The organism is Rhodopirellula sp. P2, from assembly GCF_028768465.1.
Classification (GTDB): Bacteria; Planctomycetota; Planctomycetia; order Pirellulales; family Pirellulaceae; genus Rhodopirellula.
Window position 1 is genome coordinate 1,252,656 of sequence record NZ_CP118225.1, and the last position, 19,736, is coordinate 1,272,391.

Here is a 19,736-nt window from a genome sequence, read left to right on the forward strand (position 1 = left end):
TTGTTCAACGAGATGGTTCATCGCGTTCGTTTGCGGCCGCCAACATGACCTTCGCGTAGGAGTCCGCGCATTGATCCACCTCGTGCCATCGGGCGATGTACTCTGCTGCCGCCGCCCCTGTTTGCCGCCGAGCATTTTCGTCACAGGCTAACTCGCGAAGGGAGTTCGCCAGCCCCGTGTGGGATGAAACCTCCAAGGGGATCCTCACCAGAGTGCCATCGGGGTAGTCCAGGGCTGTTCCATAGTCGAAGACGACACAGGGCTTGCCGGCTCCCATTGCTCTGATCAGCGTTGCCGATGATTCGCCAGCGGAAGGGAAACGCAGGTTCACAACAACGTCACTGTGGTCGATGAACGCTTGGAAGGTGTCCATGTCAACTCGGCCGGTCACATGCATGTGGTTTGCCAATCCGGATTCAATGGCAAGCTCTCTCAGGCCGAGTGAATCAGGCAACTCGCCGACCACCCACAATTCAAACGGCGGGATTTGGTCTTGGATGGCACCGAGTGCGGAGATGAGACTGTCCAATCGCTTCTGGACGGTTGCCAATCCCAACGCCACGAAGATCAGTCGATCAGGGTGCATTCCAAGTCGCTTGCGAACTTCGCTCGCGTTCATTTCAGTGAGCGGCGTTGCCCGCGAATATTGCAGTGGGATTCTTTGAACGAGAATGTCGGGCAGCAGGTCTCGGAATTGGTACATCGCTTCAAAGGAATGCACAATCACAGCCGTCGCGTTCTGCAAGGCGGGGGCACTCAAGGGCAAGCCGAACCGAAAGGCATCGCCTGACAATTCACGCTCGGCTAGATCGGCGATCATCGCCCCCAAGGGGCCGTGGTGTTCGAGGGCAAATTTTTTGAACGTGTGAGAATCGCCTCGCCGAAGAGTGGTTTGTTCGAAGAGATGGTGCAGGACCCTGTCGTGCAACACGACGACACCGGGCTGCTGCATGGCCTCTTGAAGGATGTAGTCGTGAATGCTGCTGTTCCCGAGATGGTAGAGCCGAGGAGTCGCGCGGTCCCGTTCCTGATTGGACTTCCATTCGCTGAGTCGCTGGACGGCGAAGCCAAAAAGGTTTGGGTCTGGCGCCGGTGCATCGTCGGCAATGATGTAGGTGGCGTTCAGTCGGGAAGCCAGTGACGGAGCCAGTTCCGCGGCGTAATCCGAGATGCCAGAGGTCGTTGGTGGAAGCGGGGTGAAGATCGCCCAGTCACCACCGAATGCACGCTCGTTTGCAGGTGAATTGGATAGCGAGTTGCCCGCCGAGGATGTGTCGTCGAGGATCCTATGCCGGAGCAGGCGAGCCCGGAGTTCCTCGATCGGGACGCCGTACAACTCCAGCAACGCAGCGTGATGCTGATCAAGGATTCGCTGAACCTCCTGCAGACTGAATGAGCGATTCTGTGCATTGGGATCTCGACCGATCAAAGTGCCGATCTTTTCGAAAAACTTTTTGAACACCAGCCTTGCCAATCTTGCTTGCGTAGCGAGTCATGGCCCGCTGCCCACCTGTGCGAACTCACCAATCCGCTCTGGGATCCGTTCTAACGGTTGAAACTCGCCACGAATAGCAACGGCTGAGTGATCAACTGTGTTCCTCACTCCGAGTGAATCCGGATTCACGCCGAATCAGCCCGATCCGGATCCGGACTGACTCAGATCCTTCTCAGACAAACCTTGCTCCGGTAGACTCGGCAAACGCATTGGGCGACGACCAAACCCCGCAAACCTTTTTGACTGACAATGGACGGAGTCATGTATTTCGCGATCAATTCGCCAGCGCTTTCGCACAATGCTTTTGACGATGAAACAATCGTCATCCATTTCGCGACCGGGAACTACTTCAGTTTGCGAGAGATGGCAGAAACGATTTGGCAACGCTTGGAACAGCAGCCCTTGACGGTTTCTGCGATCGTGGACGCGTCGGAGGGAGCACCCCCGGAAGCGGCAGCCGAAGTGGAGAGCTTTTTGAAGCAACTGCTGCAGAATGATCTCGTCTGTGAACTGCAGGATCATGCCAGCCCTGAATCGGTCGAGAGCCTCGGAGCTTGGCGCACGCCGACCATGGAAGTCTTCGACGATATGAAAAACATGTTGCTCGGGGACGTCATCCACGACACCGACAAGGCTGGCTGGCCTCAGATGGTCCAAGACGACCAGACTGCTCCTGGCACCCGCTAACCTCAGGACAGTGGTGATTGGTCACGATCATCGCGAGAGATGACATGACAACGATCACAACCCGCGATGATTCTCAGGCTGCTTTGAAGCGGCAGTTTGACCGTGTCGCCGAAAGCGATGGCTTGGTCGAAAGGCGATTGTCGATTGGTGGACGTCAGGTTTGTTTGAAGTTCGCTGGTCAGCCGTTGCTGCGTCGATTGATGCCGGCTTTGGAACACCACCCTGAAGGCAGTGGTCCGACCGAACTGACCATTCATTTTTGGGATAGCGCCACGCCGCCGGTGGAGCACTCGTTGGCGGAGTGGACCGGTTTGCAATCCGTCATTCGCCCGGCCAGCGACTCGTGCTGGACTTTGATTGAACCGGGGATTGGTTTGTTCAGTCGGCTGACGCAGGATGGGAATGCGTTTGTTTGCTGTCGAAATGGCGATGAGCTGCCGGTTTGGGAATCCGCGGTTCCGATGCGCTCGTTGTTGAACGCATGGTCTGCACCGCACGGGAGCGTGGTTCATGGTGCCGCGGTGGGAAACGATCAGGCGGCGGTTCTACTGGCGGGAGTGGGTGGGTCGGGGAAATCCAGCACCGCGCTGACCTGTCTTGCCGAGCCAGATCTTTGTCATTTGGGCGATGACCTCGTCATGCTCACCAACGATCCGCAGCCCTTGGTCAACAGCCTGTACAACTCTGCAAAACTGCTGCCGGATAATCTTCGCCGTTTCAGTGATCTGTCGCTGTCGGTCAATCCGACCCTGCCACGCAATCCAGAAAAAGAGACTTACTTTTTGTTTCCGCAATTCGCGGAAAAGTTGGCGATGCAGCGGCCCCTGAAAGCGATCCTGCTGCCGAGAGTCAGTGGCGAAACTCAGACCAGTCTGGTCCCGGCTTCCCAAGCCGACGCCTGGCACGCAATTGTGCCCGTCACGCTGACGTTGTTGGGTGGCACTCGGCCCGAGAACATTCAGGCGATTGCGGAGATCATCAAACGTGTTCCGGTCTATCGCTTGAATCTGGGCTCGGATCGCACCGGGATTGCTCCCGTCATTCGTCGGGTGCTGGACGGACATGAGCTCGAAGAAGGAGTCTCGCGGTGAAGGAAACCATCAGTGTTGTGATCCCGGCCTACAACGCCGAGCCGTTTCTGGCCGAGGCGATTGAGAGTTGCCTTGCGCAAACGCGGCAACCCAATCAGATCATCGTGATCGATGATGGGTCAACGGATCGCACAGCAGAGGTTGCACGCGGGTTCTCGGATGACGTCACGCTGGTTTGTTTGGAAAGATGCGGCGCCGGTGTTGCTCGCAACGCGGGTCTTGCCGCTGCGACAGGTGACTACATCGCGATGCTGGATGCCGATGATCGGATGACGCCGGATCGACTTCAGTTGCAAATCGATCTGTTCGATGCCCGTCCGGAGATTGACATCGCTTATGGTCATCAACTGATTTTCCAAGATGGGGAAGACCCGGTGGAGCAACATCAACAGGGCACGGGGCGTGTTCTGACTCCATGCGTGACTGGGACGGTGACGTGCCGCCGGAGCGTCTTCGATGATGTCGGTCCGTTTTCGGAAGATCCTGAGACGATCGAGGTGCTCGATTGGTTTGCTCGGGCGGAAGACAAAGGGATTCTTTCCGTCAGCGTTGAGCAGATTGTCCTTTATCGACGGCAGCATGCCAGCAATTGGTCCACTCTGAACCGCTTGAAATACGTTCATATGCTGAAAACGGTATTGGACCGGAGACGGGCCCAGTGACGTTTTTGGCGCGTTGGATGGATGGGGATCAAACTTGGCCGCGTGGTTGTTGGCCGAACGAGGCACAGCGGTTGTTGCTGCAAGCGTGTTTGCTCGAAGACGATGCCGCCGCGACACGTGCTTGGCAGAAATGGGAAGAGTTGGTCCCGTGGGACTTCATCGATTTCGGCTCGCATCGATTGTTGTTGTTGCTGCATGATCGTTTGCGTCGCCTCGGTCTGACATCGCGGAATCAAGGCCGGTTGGCTGGCGTGGCTCGCTACTATTGGGTGCAGACGGAATTGCGCCAGCGGCAAGCGATTGCGATTCTTCAGCTCTTCGAGAACGCCCAGATTCCAACGTTGCTGCTCAAGGGAGCCGCACTGAACGCGACGGTGTACCGGACTGGGTTTCGTGCTATGAACGACCTGGATGTGGCGGTCCGCCGCGAAGATGCTCCGCGGGCCGTTCAGCTTTTGAACGAAGCGGGGGCCGCACCACCGACAAGCGTGTCGGATGATTCGTTTCGTGTTGGGCATGGCACCAACTTCAGTCTGGGCAACGGCACCGAGGTTGATCTTCACTGGGACTTTTTCCACAGTCGTTCGCTGTCGTCTGATCAGCAGCAATCGTTGTGGGATGCCAGTTTGCCAGTGAAAATTGGACCCGCCAGCAGTCGTGTGTTGTGTCCCGCTGATCAACTGTTGCACACCTGTGAGCATGGCGTTCGATACAACGAAACCCCGCCGTTTCGTTGGCTGGCGGACTCCTTTCAAATCATTCGAGCGGCGGGAACCGATTTGGATTGGCAGCGACTCGCCGCGCAGGCGAGGGAATGGAATGCTGTGTTGCAGGTTCGTCGAAGTCTGCAATGGCTGAACGATCACTTGGATCTGCCGATTCCAGACGAGGCCTTGGCAAACCTGGATGAGAGCAAGGTGTCGCTTGCCAACCGTTTGGAGTACCGGGTGACAGGGCAGCGGGGAATCGCGGGGCAGCATACTTTTTGGCAGACGTTCCCGGAGCATGTTTTCGCGTGGCATCGTCAAGGACGCCTTGGTTCGCTTGTCAAATACCACTGCTTGCAACACAACATCAGCCAGAACCATGGGGCTCGATGGTTGGAATTCACCAAGCTTGGGGTGCTGCAAACCGCGTCTCGGGTGAAAGCGGTGGTTCCGTCCGTTCGAAAGGTGCATCGCTTCGTCGTCAGTACTCTGGCGGATGACGAAATCATCGGTTGCCATGAAGTCGAACGATCGGGGCATCGAACGTTCCGCTGGACCAGTGGTGAGTCAACGCTGGTCGTGACGCTCCCACGCGGTGACTACGACGTTGATGTTCAGGTGTTTCCGTGGCGTGATTGGGGGGCCGATTTGGCTTCGGAATTGCGAGTCGATTTCAATCGAAACGTTTGTTTGATCAGTCCGTTAGGGAATCGCAATCGTGTTTTGCGGTTTTCAATTCAGCGTGATATGTTTGGCTCCGCGTCGCAGCAGCGTCTCACATTTCGATGTGGCAGCTTTCGAGATGTACCGGAAGACGAAAAGCGGCATCTTGGGCTTCCGTTGAAAGCGGTTTGCTTTCGGCCACGAAAATGCGCGGGCATTGAGTCGTGAGTCAACCAAAGCAGTGTCATCGCCCCACCCGCCGCATCTCCACTTGGTGGATCCGACCGACAATTTCAGTGAAAGAGAATTGATGTCCAACCTACGTTCCGTTGGAGTCGTGCCGGGATCAACCGATTCAACGGGGATTCAGACCGACCGCTACGAGATTCCATCCAATCCTGAGGGGCGAATTCGACTGGCGCCGCAAACAACGTTCTCGATGCATCGCAGCGGATGGACCGGCGCGATGGATGCTTTGATTCCGGAGCACAATGAGAACGGCGTGATCTTTGATGGCTTTTTAGATCGCCTTTTCGATCCTCATTGGCCGCACGAGATGGGACCGATGTTGCCGCTGACTCAGCCTTGGACAGGTGTCTTTCACAACCCGCCAGGTGTGGAAGGTTGGCACAGTTCATCCGGGGCTCCCCAACGTCTGCTTGCCTCCGCCGCGTTTCGCGACAGCCTGCCGGCATGCCGAGGACTCTTCACCCTGTCGGATTACTTGTCCGATTTTCTTGCGGAAGAAACCGGGCTGCTGACCTCGACGCTGAGACATCCAACGGAAATTCCTGATCGGCTGTTTCGCATGGATGCCTTTGCAAACGAAGCGGAAAAGAAGGTTGTGATGGTCGGTTGGTGGTTGCGAAAATTGGCGGCGATCTATTTTCTGCCCTTGGATCACGCCAGCGGGTTTCGAAAGTATCGACTGATCAGCAACCCATGCACGGAAATGGAACAAGCAAGTTTGTTGAAACAAGAGTTTGTGCGACAGTCGATGGCTCTTCGACAACCCCTGTTGCCCGCCTATCGTGACAACACGTTCGCATTGCCGCGGCATAGCAATGCTGAATACGACGAGTTGCTTTCAACGAGCATCGTGTTTCTCGATCTTTACGATGCATCCGCTAACAATGCCGTGGTCGAATGCATCGCGCGTGCGACCCCATTGCTGATCAATCGCATTGCGCCCGTCGAAGAATACTTGGGCGTGGACTACCCGTTTTACTTTGAGTCTTTGGACGAGGCCGCTCGAAAGGCCCAAGATTTGAACTTGGTCGCGACAACTCACGAGTATCTGATGCAGTGTCCGATGCGGAAGAAGCTTTCAACGTCAACTTTCCTGGACGATTTTCGCAGCAGCGATGTCTACCAGAATTTGAAGATGTGATCCGTCTTCGTTCGCGATTCATCGCCTGACTGATCGAGCAAGCTTCTCGTCCCGTTTTTAACCTGATCCCAGCCTCCTTCCGGCAATTCACAAATTGACTGACCACGTGAACGAACGCACCCAACGACGTCTCTTGATCGACGGAACGAAGCTGGCCGATTCGGTGTCCGATGGGATCCGCCGGTACGTTTCAGGGCTTCTTGGTGCGATGAGAGCGGTTGCGGATCCGCATCCTGAGTGGGCCGTGGATGTCCATGTCGGTTCACGTATCATCCCGCTCGCTGAAATTGACTCGTGGCTGACGCTGCCGGAACCGCAAGCGACTGGGGCAGGGCAGTTTTTTCGAGGGACGTTGGACCTGATTCGTTTGCAGCATCATGTGCGGACGTCGCGGTACGATGTCGTGCATCAAACCATGCCGAATACCTTTCACACGTTTCGGCGTTTTCGAGGCGGCCGCTTGGTCACGGTTCATGATCTTTCCCATTTGGCATGCCCTCAGTGGCAGGCCGCTGTGAACAGCGAAAGCTTGGAACGCGGGCTGCTCGATGCCACCGAGCGAAACGCTTGGTTCAGCACGGACACGGATTTCATCCGCCAGGAAATGATCACCCGTTGTGGTCTGTCGAACATCGCTGTCACCGGTGCCGGTTGCGATCGATCCATTTTCCATTCGCAATATTCGCAAGAAGCGAAAGACGCTGTCAGGCGGAAGTATGCGATGCCCGACGCTCCGTTTTTGCTTTCGGTTGGGACCTTGGAGCCGCGGAAAAATTTGTTGGGGACGGTGCGAGCTTACCGGCGATTATTGGAAACGAACCCGCAAACGCCGATCGAGCTGGTCATCGTTGGGAAATACGGTTGGGGCGATCTCGGTGAGGTGTTCGAGGCCGCGAAAGATTGCGATCGGATCCACTGGCTCGGGAGTGTTCCGGACGAGGATTTGCCACTGATTTATTCTCAAGCGGAGGCCCTGTCGTATGTCTCGCACTACGAAGGATTCGGCTTGCCACCGCTGGAATCGATGAATTGTGGTGTGCCCGTGATTTATGGTTCCGGGACCGCGGTGGCCGAGGTGGTTGCGGACGCAGGTTGGGCAGCCGATCCCAACGACATCGAACAGATCGGCGGTTGTTTTGTTGAACTGGTCACTCGCCCTGATCTTCGCGAAGAACGGTCTCGAAAGGCGATTGCTCGGTCGGAACAGTTCGATTGGCAACGCGTTGCCGAAGCGATGTGGGAGCAATACATGCTCGTCGCGGAAAGTTCTGCCTCTCGGTTGGCAGGCGGATGCGAGTCATGATCGCAAGCTGATGAGCATTCCGAAAATCCTGCATCAAACCTGGAAAGACGAAGACGTTCCCGAAGACTTTTCTGAATGTGTCCAGTCGTGGAGGACCCATCATCCGGATTGGCAGGTTCGATTGTGGACTGATCAAGACAACCGGCAATTGATCGCGAAAGAGTACGCTTGGTTCTTGGAGACGTACGACGGCTATCCGACGGCCATTCAACGCGCCGATGCAATTCGGTACTTCATTCTCCATCGGTTTGGAGGCATGTACGCGGATCTCGACTTCATTTGTCTGAAGCCCCTCAATCCATTGTTGGATGGGCGAGACTGCGTCGTGGGGATGGAACCTCCTCAGCATTGTCGGCACCATCGGATTCCCAATCTGTTGTGCAATGCACTGATGGCAGCGGCACCCGGGCATCCCTTCTTTGAGAGTGTGATCCGGCGATTGCCTGAATTCGTTTGTCACGTTGAAAACAACGAGCCAATTCTCAGCAGCACGGGCCCGATCATGATGTCGCGTGTCTGGGATGATTTCGCGGCACCTGATTCCGTCACCGTGCTTCCCTCTCGGTTCTTGTATCCGTTGACGATGCACCAGGCGGCTCAGTACCGGCTTGCGGGGCATGTGGGCGTCGATCTTTCCGACGCGTTTGCCATCCACCTTTTCTATGGCACTTGGTGGAAGACTGATCGATGGGATCGGAATTGGCGAGGCTACTACAAGCTGAAGTCTTGGATTCAGCGGCGCGGAAGTGGGCTCTGGGATCGCATTTTGGCATCGCAGGGCAGTCCACGCTCGTGACCTTGGGGAACCGATCGGGCCGAAAGACGATGCTCGATGGAGTGAGATTCGTCGACTTTTGCAGGGGGGCAGCCAATCGGATCTCAATTGCGACCAAGGTTGGTTCCCTGCTATATCGAGCCGCAGCGTCTCCACCCACGCGGCCGGAAACTGGTGTTTCCCGCATCCAGCCTGAGTTACCCAACATGCTACGTCGATGAAACTGCTTCTGATCCTGCTTCGATCGTCCTGGGTTTCTGGCCTGATTTCCGGACTTCTGGGAGCGTTCAGCGGTGTCGCGAATCTCGGCTTGATCATGCTGATCCACCATGCTTTGACGGGGGACCCGTCCGAAGCCGGTTCGTTGCCGTACTTATTCGCGGGCGCCTGTGTATTGGTGCTGATCACACAGGTGACGGCCAAGTGCTTGCTCGTTCAGCTGTCGCAGGCAACGGCGGCTCGATTGCGATATGAGCTGTGCACCAAAATCATTTCGGCTCCCTTGCCGACATTGGAATCCGTTGGGTCGCATCGGTTGTTGGCCGCCTTGATCAATGATGTCAACGCGATCACGTCGGCCTTGTCCGCTTTTCCGGCCGCATGCGCCAACGCGATGGTGTTGGTTTGTGGGCTGGTGTACTTGGCCACCCTGTCTCTTCCATTGGCGGGCGGGACGATCGTGATGGCCGGCATTGGCGTGTTCACGTTCATGACAGGGCTGCGGTTTGCCAACCGGCATTTGCGACAGGCTCGGGAAGACCAAGACGAGGTGGTCAAGCAATTGCGGGCCATGATTGATGGCATCAAAGAGCTGAAAGGCAACAACATGCGATGTCTGGACTTTGTCTATGACGTGTTGTTGCCAGCCGACACAAAGATGCGTCACAGCCTGATCATCGGTTCGAACATACAGGGATTTGCGCACAGCTGGGGACGATTGTTCCTGTTCATTGGCATCGGGTTGTTGTTGTTCGCTTGGCCGCAGATCGCCACCGTGTCGACGGCGACGTTGACCGGATACGTGCTGACCATTTTGTATCTGACTTATCCGTTGGATGGAATTTTGGGTTGGTTGCCGGCGATGAACGGTGCCTCGATCGCGGTGGCCAAGATTGAAAAGTTGGGGTTGATGATCGATCAGCCCGAGCAGCAGACCTCGCACGTCGCACCGACCAAATTTGAGTCGCTTGAGATGCGAAGCGTGACCTATCAATACGATTCAACCGGCGAAGAATGCTTTGCACTGGGCCCCGTCGATTTGACGCTCTCGCCCGGTGAGATTTTGTTCATCGCAGGTGGCAACGGCAGTGGAAAAACAACGCTCGCGAAATTGTTGACTGGACTCTACGTTCCCGACGCCGGTCAGGTGTGCTGGAACGGTCGGGATGTGACCAACAAGGTCCGAGCTGACTACCGCCAGCTCTTCTCGACTGTCTTTGTCGAAGGGCACCTTTTCGATCGGCTATTGGGCATCGATGTCACGTCCGGCAAGTTGGAGCATTGGATCTCTCTGCTGGGAATGGAAGAAAAGGTTGACGTGCAAACCGGTCGATTGTTGACGCAAGAACTCTCTCGAGGTCAGCACAAACGTTTGGCATTGTTGGTTGCGGCGCTGGACGATCGTCCGATCTTTGTTTTCGACGAATGGGCCGCCGAACAAGATCCGGGATTCAAGGATGTCTTTTACCAACAGATCCTGCCAGAGCTTCGACGGATTGGGAAAACCGTTGTCGCGATCACGCATGATGACCGCTACTTCTCCGTTGCCACGCGCGTGCTGATGGTCGTGGATGGTCGGTTGACTGATGCGACGCAGAAAGCGGCTGATTCGTTGCACGTCATCCACCGGGACGCAGCGTGATTGAACTGCATGGCCTTCGCAAAGACTACCGGGTCGGCGATCACGATCTGCCAGTGCTCAAGGGCATCACGCTGAACATCGAAGCGGGGGAATACGTCGCGTTGATGGGATCGTCAGGGTCTGGGAAGACAACCCTGATGAACTTGCTGGGGAGTTTGGATCATCCGACTGATGGCGACTATCGTTTGGCCGGGATCGATGTTTCGCGTCTGACACCGTTGGAACTGGCCGCGTTTCGAAGCCAGCACATCGGGTTTGTGTTTCAGAACTTCAACCTGCTTCCACGTGCGACCGCACTCGACAACGTGATGCTGCCGACGATCTATGCATCGGACGGCAGGTCGAGACGGGAGTGCATCGAAGACGCGACGAAGTTGCTGGAGTCCGTCGGTCTGGGAGGTCGGCTGGACCACATGCCCAATCAATTGTCGGGTGGTGAACGACAGCGAATCGCGATCGCTCGCGCGTTGATGAACCGTCCCAAACTGTTGCTGGCCGACGAGCCAACTGGGAACCTGGACACGGTCACGGAACAAGAAATTCTGGCGTTGTTTCGGAAGCTCAATCAGGAGCATGGCATCACGTTGGTGGTGGTCACGCATGATGCGGAGGTCGCTCATGAAGCGGACCGTGTTGTGCGCATGAAAGATGGATTGGTTGCGGAGGATGTTCGCCAACGAGCTTCCACTGTCGATCGATCGAAGCTTGCGAATTCGAGATCAGGGCCCCTGCGTGAGCCGGCATCTGCATGGCCACTGGCTGCCACTTGGAATGCGGTGGTTGTGGCTGTTTTGGCACTCCGTCGCAATGCGTTGCGGACCGTGCTGACGATGCTGGGGGTGATCATCGGAGTGGCCTCCGTGATTTCGACGATGGAACTGAGTGCCGGTGCGTCCACTGCGATTGAAGAAACGGTCGCGAGCATGGGCGCCAGCATGCTGACGATCAGCCCTGGCAAAGCGTCCAGCACCAGTGGACGTCAGCGTCCGATTCAGATCATTCCTGACGATGTGGTGGCGGTCTCCGAGCAATGTTCGGCCGTCAAGATTGCCGCTCCGCTTGTGTATTCTCAAGTCCAATTGGTTCGCCAGAATCGCCGTTGGAGTCCCAATCTCGCTCTTGGTACAACGCCGCAATACTTGGCGGCACGGAACTGGGATCAGTTGGAAATGGGAACGCCATTCACGCAGGAACAAGTTCTCGATGCGGCCAAGGTTTGCATTTTGGGCAAAACCGTCGCTCTCGAATTGTTTGATTTGGAGTACCCGATCGGCGAAGAAATTCGCGTCAACGGGGTTCCGCTGCGCGTCGTTGGCGTCCTCACCGAAAAGGGTGGGGATGTGATCGGAAATGACCAGGACGACATCATCATCGGACCTTGGACGACGTTCAAGCTTCGCGTGAACAGCAGCACAGGCGTGACGGCTCAGTTCAGCACCTTTGCGGATCAGATGCCACCGATGCAATTGGCATCGACCAGGCGCTCGACGCAACGAGAAGAGATTCACCAGATCTACGTGGAGGCCGAGTCTCCAGAGCATGTGGAACTGGCCCGTCAACAAATCACTCAGGTGCTTTCCCGCCGTCACAATGTGGAGCCTGCTGGTGCCTATCGCATCAACGACATCACGGAAGTCTCCAAAGTTGTCGGGCAAGTCGTGGGCGGTGTTTCAGCATTGGGGTTGGTGATTGCAGGCGTTTCGCTGATGGTGGGTGGCGTGGGAATCATGAACATCATGTTGGTCTCGGTCACCGAGCGGACGCGTGAAATTGGTTTGCGGATGGCGGTCGGAGCCAACCGCAGTGCGATCCTTAGTCAATTTCTGATTGAGGCGACCGTGTTGTGCGTGGTGGGCGGGTTCCTCGGCATTTTCGCGGGCCACATGTGGTCCGTGCTGGTTGGCCGAGTGATCGGTTGGCCGACCGCAATGTCGATCTGGGCACCGATTGTTGCCGTGACCGTTGCCGCGACCGTGGGCATCGTTTTCGGTTACTACCCCGCCCGAACGGCGTCTCGGTTGAATCCGATCGATGCGTTGCGGTACGAGTGATCCTGCGCCGTTTGCAGAAGTGCTCTAAGCACACGCGACCTTCGAGAACAGTTGCCGACAGGTGTCGATGGCTTCGCGAGGGATTGTCAAAGCAGCCGAATTGCTATCGAGGTAGTGCCCCAATTCGGTGGGACAAAGATCTTGGTTGGTCATCAGTTTCGATAGCATGCGCGAGCTAGCGCGAATGGTCAGGGTTTTGGGGCAGGGAAGTCCATGGGCAACTTCCAATCTTGCCGACCCTTGGCGACTGACCACGCGCCATTGCCCACCACCGGGGCCCAGGATGTTCAGTCCAAGCAGTGCGCGAGGCTGCGGTTCGGGCTGCTCCTGATCTTTCTGTTGCATCGATTCAACGGTTGCGTCCCGCAAGTAATCGACCAAGTGGTTGATTGACTCGACCCCGGGATTGCGACGCTTGCCCCATCGATCTGCCAATCCAAACGCGAGGTAGCGATGGATCACCGTTTCGTCGATCTCTGGGCACGGAAGATCGGAGGTGAACGCCAGCAGGTTGGAGTTGTCGAACGCTGGATCGGTGGAGTTGTAAGACTCGTAGAGGGAAACGCCGGAGAAATAGTTCTGTTCAAAGCCATTCAGTTCGTTGCTTGGAACGTCAATGTCACCGCAGTATTGGACCCCGGTGGAGTTGAAGTAGGAGCAGCAGCAATCAATGATCTTTCGCGGTGTCAGGTGGACCCGAGGAGTCAAATGATACGTTTGCCCGTGAGCTTCCGGTGTGTCGAGGAGACGTGACACCACGTCGGCAACCCAATCAATCGGCACGACGTTGCGGCGTTCTTCCCCGGTCATCGGGAGTCGAATGGGGGTGTGCCGGACGCCGTTTTGGTCCGGTTCCACCATCGGCACCAACAATGCCATCAGTCGCAGGTAAGTGTGCAGCCCGTGGTAGCTTGTTGTGTGTCCGGTCTGAGAATCGCCTGAGATCACCGCAGGCCGGTAGACGGTCAGCTGATCCAAGAACGATGCTGCCCGAACGGCTTGTTCCGCTTCAAACTTACTTTGCTCGTAGTCGTTCCGGAATTTCTGTCCGGCATCCAAGTCCGATTCGCGAACCAAGTCGGTTCGGTTGCCGCAAACGTAGGCGGTGGAGAGATAATGGAAGTCTCGGATGTCAGTGTCGCGACAGAACGCCAATACATTCTGGGTGCCACCCAGGTTGGTTTTCCAAGGGTCGCCGGTTCGGTCGGAGCCTTGGAATTTCAGCACCGCGGCCCCGTGAATCATCCGGTCGCAGTTTTGCCGCACCCATTCGGTCGCACCAGCGCTCAGACCAAGATTTGGATGGACGATGTCGCCTTCCAAGCAAACCGGGCGAGGCAATTCACGGCCCAGTTCGGTTTCAAACCTTTGCAGAATCGCTTCCACTCGTTCGTGAGCGGTTTTCTTCTTAGTGCTTCTCGCGATCACCGCGATGCGTTTGCCGCTCATCATCGCGTTGCGAAGCAGGTACTGTCCGACAAGACCAGTTGCGCTGGTCATCAAGGTGTATTGATGGTTGCCAATAACCATAGAGAACAGACGACACGAGGTGCCAAGAGGGCCACGGATGAAATGAGTGGGGGCGGGGATGGTCGCGGGTGATTGTAGTGGTCGTCATGAACAAGCTGCAAGGCACTGTCCGGCGAGTGGGACAGGCACCTTCCGCGAACGGGTGAATCACCGAATTTTGATCTCCATTGAAATTTGCTGCAGCGGCATGGCACCGCGACCTTGCGAATCGTGCAGTTCGATCGAGTCGTCTGATTGGATAACGAGTGTGTCGCAGATAGGCGGTGATTTCTCGGAAATCGCCGTTTCGAAGGCTTCTCGAGTGACGGTGGCGATGGAGCTTTCGAATTTGACCAATTCGCTTTTGTCTTCAGTCATGCACAACTGCTTCGCTTTGTGGGTCCAGGTTCCTTGTTCGAGACTGGTCACACTGTACAGTTGTTCGTTCGAGTTTCCGGCCAACATCGTCAGCGTGGAATAGGTCTCGTACGTGCCGTCGGCGTCGAAGCGATAGGTGCTTCGATTGATTCCCGTGTTCCCGCTGGCGTAGGCTTCCTTCACTTCAAAACGCGACCAATGGATGACAAATAGAGTTTGTCTTCGCTGGGATTGAAGGAGAGCTTGGGATAGTAGATGCGTCCGAGATCGCTCAGCGGTTGCGACCCGGTGATCTTCCCTTCCAACAGATCGACCTTCTCGCCAACCCTTTCGATCAATTTTGCTGTGACCTGAAAGCGGCCGGTGGAATCTTTCCAAACTCGTGCTGTGCTCGGAAGATTGTCCTGCGCGGTTGCAAAGACGAGGCAGAATAACAGCGACGGAATGATTCCACCTGCGACGCGAAACATACGTTGCTTCCAACTGTTCGATGAAGGTTTGATTTTGTGAACGCGGTGCGCCCGCTATACCTTTGCTGAAAGCGAGTGTTGCTGAAATGGTTGTCGTTCGCATCCCGACTATGGTTGCCGCATGTTCATTCTTCGCCTGATGAATACTCCATGCTTTGTTTGCCTGATTTGTCGATCAGCGTGGCCGTGCCGCTCGCACCACCCACGATGAACTGGCTGCCGTCGCGATTGGAATCCAATGCGTACAGGTAATCTCCGGCGACCTTGGCATTGGTTTCTCTCGCTCCGTTGTCGGTGCGATAGACCCGGAAAACACTGTCTCCGCTCGTCACTCCGAGTCGATTTTCGCGGCCGACAAAGACCAGTTTCGTCACTTCGGTTTTGAATCCGGTGATCGTGCGTGTGGCCTGCCCGGTTTCAATGTTCCAAATCTTGACTGTTGCGTCAGCGGATCCCGTCGCGAGCTCACGAAGATTCACGTTCCACGCAATCGACGTGACATGGTGCGTGTGGCCTTCGAGTGTTTTGATCAGCTTGCCGGATTCGACGTCCCACAGTTTGATCATCTGGTCGGCGCCTCCGGTGGCCAACGTTTGCCCATCCGGTGAAAACTGAACGCAGAACACGGTGTCGTCGTGCGGGTTGGGAATCTTTCGAATCAAGGACCCGTCGGAGACTTTCCAAAGCATCCATTCACCCGTCCGAGAAGGCTCGCCGCCACCGGTGGCGAGCAATTTTCCGGAGGGATGAATGTCGATGCTCAACACGCGATCCGCGAAAGGGCTCGGCCCGGTTGTCGCACCGATGGTTTGGCGAAGACTCCACAAACGGGGCCGAGCGACGAACGCCTGCGTCTGGCCGTTGGTCCCTTGCATCAGAACGCAACAATCTCCGCTCGCGATCAGTTGTCCGTCGGTCGGCAGTTCGGGCAATTCGGCCAACCAGTCGCCGGATTCGGCCCACAGACTCCATGAGTTTTCCGATGCGTCGTCCGTGTTGGCGGCATGGGTGAGAATGCGAGAGCCTGAGAGCATGACCGCGAATGTGGCGTCGGTCGCACGAGATGAATCGTGGCGTGATTGGGATGCGGTGGCCGTGGCCTTTCTGGATTCGTGATCTTGTTTGAGTTTCGCGAGGATTTGCTGATGACGCTCACGCTCCGCCTCCAGTTCCTTCAGTCGCGTCTCTCCACGGAGCTTGATTTTTTCGGCTTGACCGAGGGCTGTCACTGCAGCATCCAGTTCGCTTTCTTTGGTCGCGAGGGCTTGTTCGGCTTCGGCAAGCTTCTTGGCTGCTGACTCGGCGGCTTGCTTGGCTTCCTCAACACTGGCCTGTTTCTCGTCACGCAGTTTGGTTTTGGTTTCGATGTCTTTGGCGATCGAATCCAAGCTTTTCTGTTCGGCCGTCACGTCGTCTTCGGCTTGTTTCGCGTCCTTCTCTTCAGCCGCGACCAGTGTCTCGGTGACCAACGTTTGCCAATTGTCGTTTGCTAATTGAGCTGCTGCGACGGGATCCTTCTTCGCGATTTCGAGATAGCTTTGATCGGCGATGTTGTATCGTCCCAAGGCTCCTGATTCGGTGCTGATCCACAGCGTGGCACCGTTGGACGAAAGCGATGCAGACACGGCGGGGGCGGGCAATTGGCCGGTTGCTTCGAACGTTTGATCGGTTGGATTCCAATTGGCAAGGTTGCCTGCTGCATCCATCGCGATCAATTGTCCCGGAGACTCGGGCGCCGAGTGAATCGCAAGGACAGCTTGTTCAAAAACGTTGTGCTCTGTCTTGGTCCAAACCTCTTCGGCTCGCTTCCAAAACAAGACTTGTCCATTGTCGGTCGCGGTCGCCAATTGATCCTCTTCGATCCACTGCATCGAAGTGAACGTGTTGGCAGCATCGAGGGTTTCGACGTCTTTGCGATCGATTCGAACGATGCGAATCGTACTGTCCCACTGAATCGCGGCTTGTTGACCCGCGTTGTCCAAAGTGATCCGAACCTTGGTCGGATCATTGGTCTTCGGTTCCTCGGTTTTCAGATGATCGGGCAGGTCAAAGCTTTTCATCCACAGCCAGCGATCTTTGCCGACTTCCGCCACACTCAATTCTCCGCGACGGGAAAGCACGGCGAAGTGACTGCCGCTGGCGTTCATTGCGATTGCCAGGGTGTCGTCCTGGTTGATGGCGGGAATCGTGGCTGATTCGAATGGCGACAGCTCCCAAAGTTTGACGTTGCGATAACCTGCCGAGATGATTTGACGACCGGTGGGATCGATGTGCAGGTCTTGGACGAAGTCATCATGAGCTGGTTTGGTGACTTCGCCTTCGACGATTGCAAGCGTCTCGATGGGCTGAGCGGACTTGGCACCGAACAGACGAATCTCATTTCCAAAGCTGATCGCGGACAATCTTCCATCGTCGGTCATGGTCGACCCGTAGACGGTCTGCAGCGACGATGGAAGCGGTTGCCACTCTCGCTTGATCGGTGCACTGGGGGCTTGGTCGACGGCGGCACCGGATTGGATCCAACGTTTTAGCAGGGCCAATTCCATCGGAGTCAAAATGGATGCCGAGACATCATTGTCCTCCGGGGGCATCACAGGATCGTCCGCGTGGGAGGCGAGCAGAAACAGTCGGCTGGATTCGGGCTTGCCGGGAACGACAAGGTCGTCCAATTCGGAGGTTCGGATTTGGTCTCCGGATTCCAGGTTCACACCGCCTTCGTCGTCGCTGGCGTTGTGGCAGGCAACGCAGTTCTTTTTCAGCACGGGTGCCACATCACGGCTGAACAGGACCTCGCGGTCGTCCGGCAATTCATCGATCGGGAGCGAGTCTGCCGTTGCTTGAGTGGGTGTGTTGAAGACCGACTCCAGGCCGACGCTCCACTCAAAACTCAGGGCCAGCACGACGAGCAGCGTCTTGGTGGCTGGACGGATCATGGCGATGCTTCTTTGGCGGGAACAGGAGGAACGGTGAGCCAGAACTCCGTCAGTGGAACGGACGGTCGCAGGTTGTAGGTGGCCTGGATGGTCTCTTTCGATGGTTGGTCATCCGCGTCCAAAATGGTTCCGACGATTCGAAAATGACCCTGGCCGATCGCATTGTCAGACGCGGTGACTTTCAGTTTGATTGTTTTGGCGGTGTCGCCCTTAGGTTCTGAAACCACGGGTTCTGCCTGGATACCTTCCGGTAAATCGGTTGCGGTGACTCGGATTTTGGATTGGAAACCGGACTTGCGATTGACGGACACGCTGAGTTCGAGCGGTTTGGCCTGAGTGACCACGAAGTGATCTTCCGCAATCGAAAGCTGACATTCGGGTTTCGATTCGCGAATGGACAATTGATAGAAGTGTCGTGGTCCAAACTCCCCCAGCATTTCGGAGATCGCGACGTCGATGGGACCGTCCTCGGCCGCGGTGATGTCGACTCCCGCGTCATAGCCTCCGGAGGAAACATCGTCGTTGCTGGCCAGTGTTTTGCCTGACTTTGGATCTGTGATTGTGAGCTTGGAATCGAGCAAGAATCCGTCGGCTTTGGACCGAACTTCGGCACGGTACTTGGTCCCTTTGCTGGCCGTGAATGCGTGGTGATGCGTTTCATCTGCCCCCGTAAAATGGCCGAACAGCAGAGCGGGCAGTGTCCCCTCGAACTCGTCCCCAGGCAAAACTCGATGGACCGCTTCATCAACTGGCGGGACCCAAGACCAACCCAAGGCACCGGGGACGGTCGCGATGGGAGGCGAGAGGTTTTCGGCGATGTCTGAAACAGTCGCGGTTTGATCTTCGAGGTTGTAGCCAAACGCGATGGCTCTCTTTTCGTTGGCAGCAACATGATCCACAAAGGGACCCGTGGTCACGTCCAACGTGTAAAGGAACGAGGCGGATCCCGCGTAGCCGATCGTGCTGTTGGGCGTTTCGGGAAACGCGAAAATTCGAATCAGCAGATCTTGATCCGAGTCGGTTGGGTAGACGATTTGTGGGTCCAGCCCACGTGTATCGTCGGAATGGTAGAGCACGTTCCCGCGGAGATCGGTCAATTGCAGCACCGCATCCATGGGTGACTTCAACACTTGGTTGGCGGTCGCGGACACGACCAACGTCTGGCCCGTCTTCAGTGACACGCGGTAAGCATCGCTGTCACCGCTCTTGGACAAGCGTCCCGTAACCACAGTGGGAAGCTCGATTCGGTTGGCCTGCGAACGTTTGTCATTGGGCTCCGTTTCGGGAAGCACACGGGTGGTGGAGAGAATCAAGGGGACCAACCCGGTCGCAGACTGGTCGTCGTGGAATCGGATCCAAGCGACTCCCGGCGAGGCATCTTCGGCAACTTTGATCGTTAGCTTTCCGGACTCTTTGCCGGCCGAGACGGAAACCTGGTCGACATCGCAATCGATGTTGGGCGGCCAATTTGGAAAGGTGCCTTCTGCGGTGATCGCTGTCTCGGCACCAACGGCAACCGCCGGCGGGAACACGCGATCCAGCTTGATTTGTGCTTGAGCTGATGGCGAGGTGACGCAGCACAGAACCAGCATCCAGGTCAGTCGATGACTGAGTCCGGCAAAGACCATGGAGCAACACGCATCGCGTGAACGAAGAATGCTTTCGTCGCCGCGCTTGCGGTTGATTGAATTCAAGACGGTTCTCATGAAGCAGACATGGCGGAGTGTTTGGTGGTATCAGTCGCTTGGCATCAGCCGCGGA

Annotated in this window: 15 protein-coding genes; 9 read left to right on the forward strand and 6 right to left on the reverse strand. The window is 56.3% G+C overall.

Annotated elements, in window-relative coordinates; all coding sequences use genetic code 11:
• Positions 1-4: 4 nt before the first annotated feature.
• Entirely contained in the window at positions 5-1,462 is a 1,458-nt protein-coding gene (locus tag PSR62_RS04370; RefSeq protein WP_274406596.1) for a glycosyltransferase family 4 protein, read from the reverse strand.
• 294 nt (positions 1,463-1,756) lie between these two features.
• Between PSR62_RS04370 and PSR62_RS04375 the strand changes: the two genes are divergently transcribed.
• The 9 genes from PSR62_RS04375 (at position 1,757) to PSR62_RS04415 (ending at position 12,685) form a co-directional block, all read left to right on the forward strand.
• Complete coding sequence (locus PSR62_RS04375; RefSeq protein WP_274406597.1) at positions 1,757-2,182, forward strand: PqqD family protein; 426 nt, start codon at positions 1,757-1,759, stop codon at positions 2,180-2,182.
• Between the two features lie 44 nt (positions 2,183-2,226).
• Entirely contained in the window at positions 2,227-3,273 is a 1,047-nt protein-coding gene (locus tag PSR62_RS04380) for a serine kinase (protein ID WP_274406598.1), read from the forward strand.
• Positions 3,270-3,935 carry a glycosyltransferase family 2 protein gene (locus PSR62_RS04385; RefSeq protein WP_274406599.1) on the forward strand — a complete coding sequence of 222 codons (666 nt, stop codon included), beginning with the start codon at positions 3,270-3,272 and terminating at the stop codon, positions 3,933-3,935. Before PSR62_RS04380 ends, PSR62_RS04385 begins: the two co-directional genes overlap by 4 nt.
• Positions 3,932-5,533: a nucleotidyltransferase domain-containing protein gene (locus PSR62_RS04390; protein ID WP_274406600.1), complete on the forward strand. Its 1,602-nt coding sequence runs from the start codon at positions 3,932-3,934 to the stop codon at positions 5,531-5,533. The genes PSR62_RS04385 and PSR62_RS04390 overlap by 4 nt, the downstream gene beginning before the upstream one ends.
• An 82-nt stretch (positions 5,534-5,615) precedes the next feature.
• Positions 5,616-6,695: a hypothetical protein gene (locus tag PSR62_RS04395; protein ID WP_274406601.1), complete on the forward strand. Its 1,080-nt coding sequence runs from the start codon at positions 5,616-5,618 to the stop codon at positions 6,693-6,695.
• A 106-nt stretch (positions 6,696-6,801) separates the two neighbouring features.
• A complete protein-coding gene (locus tag PSR62_RS04400) occupies positions 6,802-7,998 on the forward strand; it encodes a glycosyltransferase family 4 protein (RefSeq protein WP_274406602.1) in 1,197 nt (398 codons plus the stop codon).
• Between the two features lie 10 nt (positions 7,999-8,008).
• Complete coding sequence (locus PSR62_RS04405; protein WP_274406603.1) at positions 8,009-8,794, forward strand: glycosyltransferase family 32 protein; 786 nt, start codon at positions 8,009-8,011, stop codon at positions 8,792-8,794.
• Between the two features lie 196 nt (positions 8,795-8,990).
• Positions 8,991-10,634, forward strand: coding sequence for a cyclic peptide export ABC transporter (locus tag PSR62_RS04410; RefSeq protein WP_274406604.1), 1,644 nt, complete (start codon positions 8,991-8,993; stop codon positions 10,632-10,634).
• A complete protein-coding gene (locus PSR62_RS04415) occupies positions 10,631-12,685 on the forward strand; it encodes an ABC transporter permease (RefSeq protein ID WP_274406605.1) in 2,055 nt (684 codons plus the stop codon). Before PSR62_RS04410 ends, PSR62_RS04415 begins: the two co-directional genes overlap by 4 nt.
• 24 nt (positions 12,686-12,709) lie before the next feature.
• Here the strand turns inward: PSR62_RS04415 and PSR62_RS04420 are convergent, their stop codons facing one another.
• From PSR62_RS04420 to PSR62_RS04440, 5 genes are all read right to left on the reverse strand, one after another.
• Positions 12,710-14,185: an SDR family oxidoreductase gene (locus PSR62_RS04420; protein WP_274406606.1), complete on the reverse strand. Its 1,476-nt coding sequence runs from the start codon at positions 14,183-14,185 to the stop codon at positions 12,710-12,712.
• Between the two features lie 177 nt (positions 14,186-14,362).
• Positions 14,363-14,755, reverse strand: coding sequence for a hypothetical protein (locus PSR62_RS04425; RefSeq protein WP_274406607.1), 393 nt, complete (start codon positions 14,753-14,755; stop codon positions 14,363-14,365).
• Positions 14,752-15,042 carry an SHD1 domain-containing protein gene (locus PSR62_RS04430; protein WP_274406608.1) on the reverse strand — a complete coding sequence of 97 codons (291 nt, stop codon included), beginning with the start codon at positions 15,040-15,042 and terminating at the stop codon, positions 14,752-14,754. Before PSR62_RS04430 ends, PSR62_RS04425 begins: the two co-directional genes overlap by 4 nt.
• 125 nt (positions 15,043-15,167) lie before the next feature.
• Complete coding sequence (locus PSR62_RS04435) at positions 15,168-17,975, reverse strand: c-type cytochrome domain-containing protein (protein ID WP_274406609.1); 2,808 nt, start codon at positions 17,973-17,975, stop codon at positions 15,168-15,170.
• Positions 17,972-19,669 carry a serine protease gene (locus PSR62_RS04440; protein ID WP_274406610.1) on the reverse strand — a complete coding sequence of 566 codons (1,698 nt, stop codon included), beginning with the start codon at positions 19,667-19,669 and terminating at the stop codon, positions 17,972-17,974. Before PSR62_RS04440 ends, PSR62_RS04435 begins: the two co-directional genes overlap by 4 nt.
• Between the last annotated feature and the right edge of the window lie 67 nt (positions 19,670-19,736).

What these genes read in the sequence shown, in the direction of transcription:
- PSR62_RS04375 (WP_274406597.1), top strand. Translation starts at nt 1,757, where the DNA reads ATGTATTTCGCGATCAATTCGCCAGCGCTTTCGCACAATGCTTTTGAC.
- PSR62_RS04380 (WP_274406598.1), top strand. Translation starts at nt 2,227, where the DNA reads ATGACAACGATCACAACCCGCGATGATTCTCAGGCTGCTTTGAAGCGG.
- PSR62_RS04395 (WP_274406601.1), top strand. Translation starts at nt 5,616, where the DNA reads ATGTCCAACCTACGTTCCGTTGGAGTCGTGCCGGGATCAACCGATTCA.
- PSR62_RS04405 (WP_274406603.1), top strand. Translation starts at nt 8,009, where the DNA reads ATGAGCATTCCGAAAATCCTGCATCAAACCTGGAAAGACGAAGACGTT.
- PSR62_RS04410 (WP_274406604.1), top strand. Translation starts at nt 8,991, where the DNA reads ATGAAACTGCTTCTGATCCTGCTTCGATCGTCCTGGGTTTCTGGCCTG.
- PSR62_RS04420 (WP_274406606.1), bottom strand. Translation starts at nt 14,185, where the DNA reads ATGACCAGCGCAACTGGTCTTGTCGGACAGTACCTGCTTCGCAACGCG.
- PSR62_RS04430 (WP_274406608.1), bottom strand. Translation starts at nt 15,042, where the DNA reads ATGTTTCGCGTCGCAGGTGGAATCATTCCGTCGCTGTTATTCTGCCTC.
- PSR62_RS04435 (WP_274406609.1), bottom strand. Translation starts at nt 17,975, where the DNA reads ATGATCCGTCCAGCCACCAAGACGCTGCTCGTCGTGCTGGCCCTGAGT.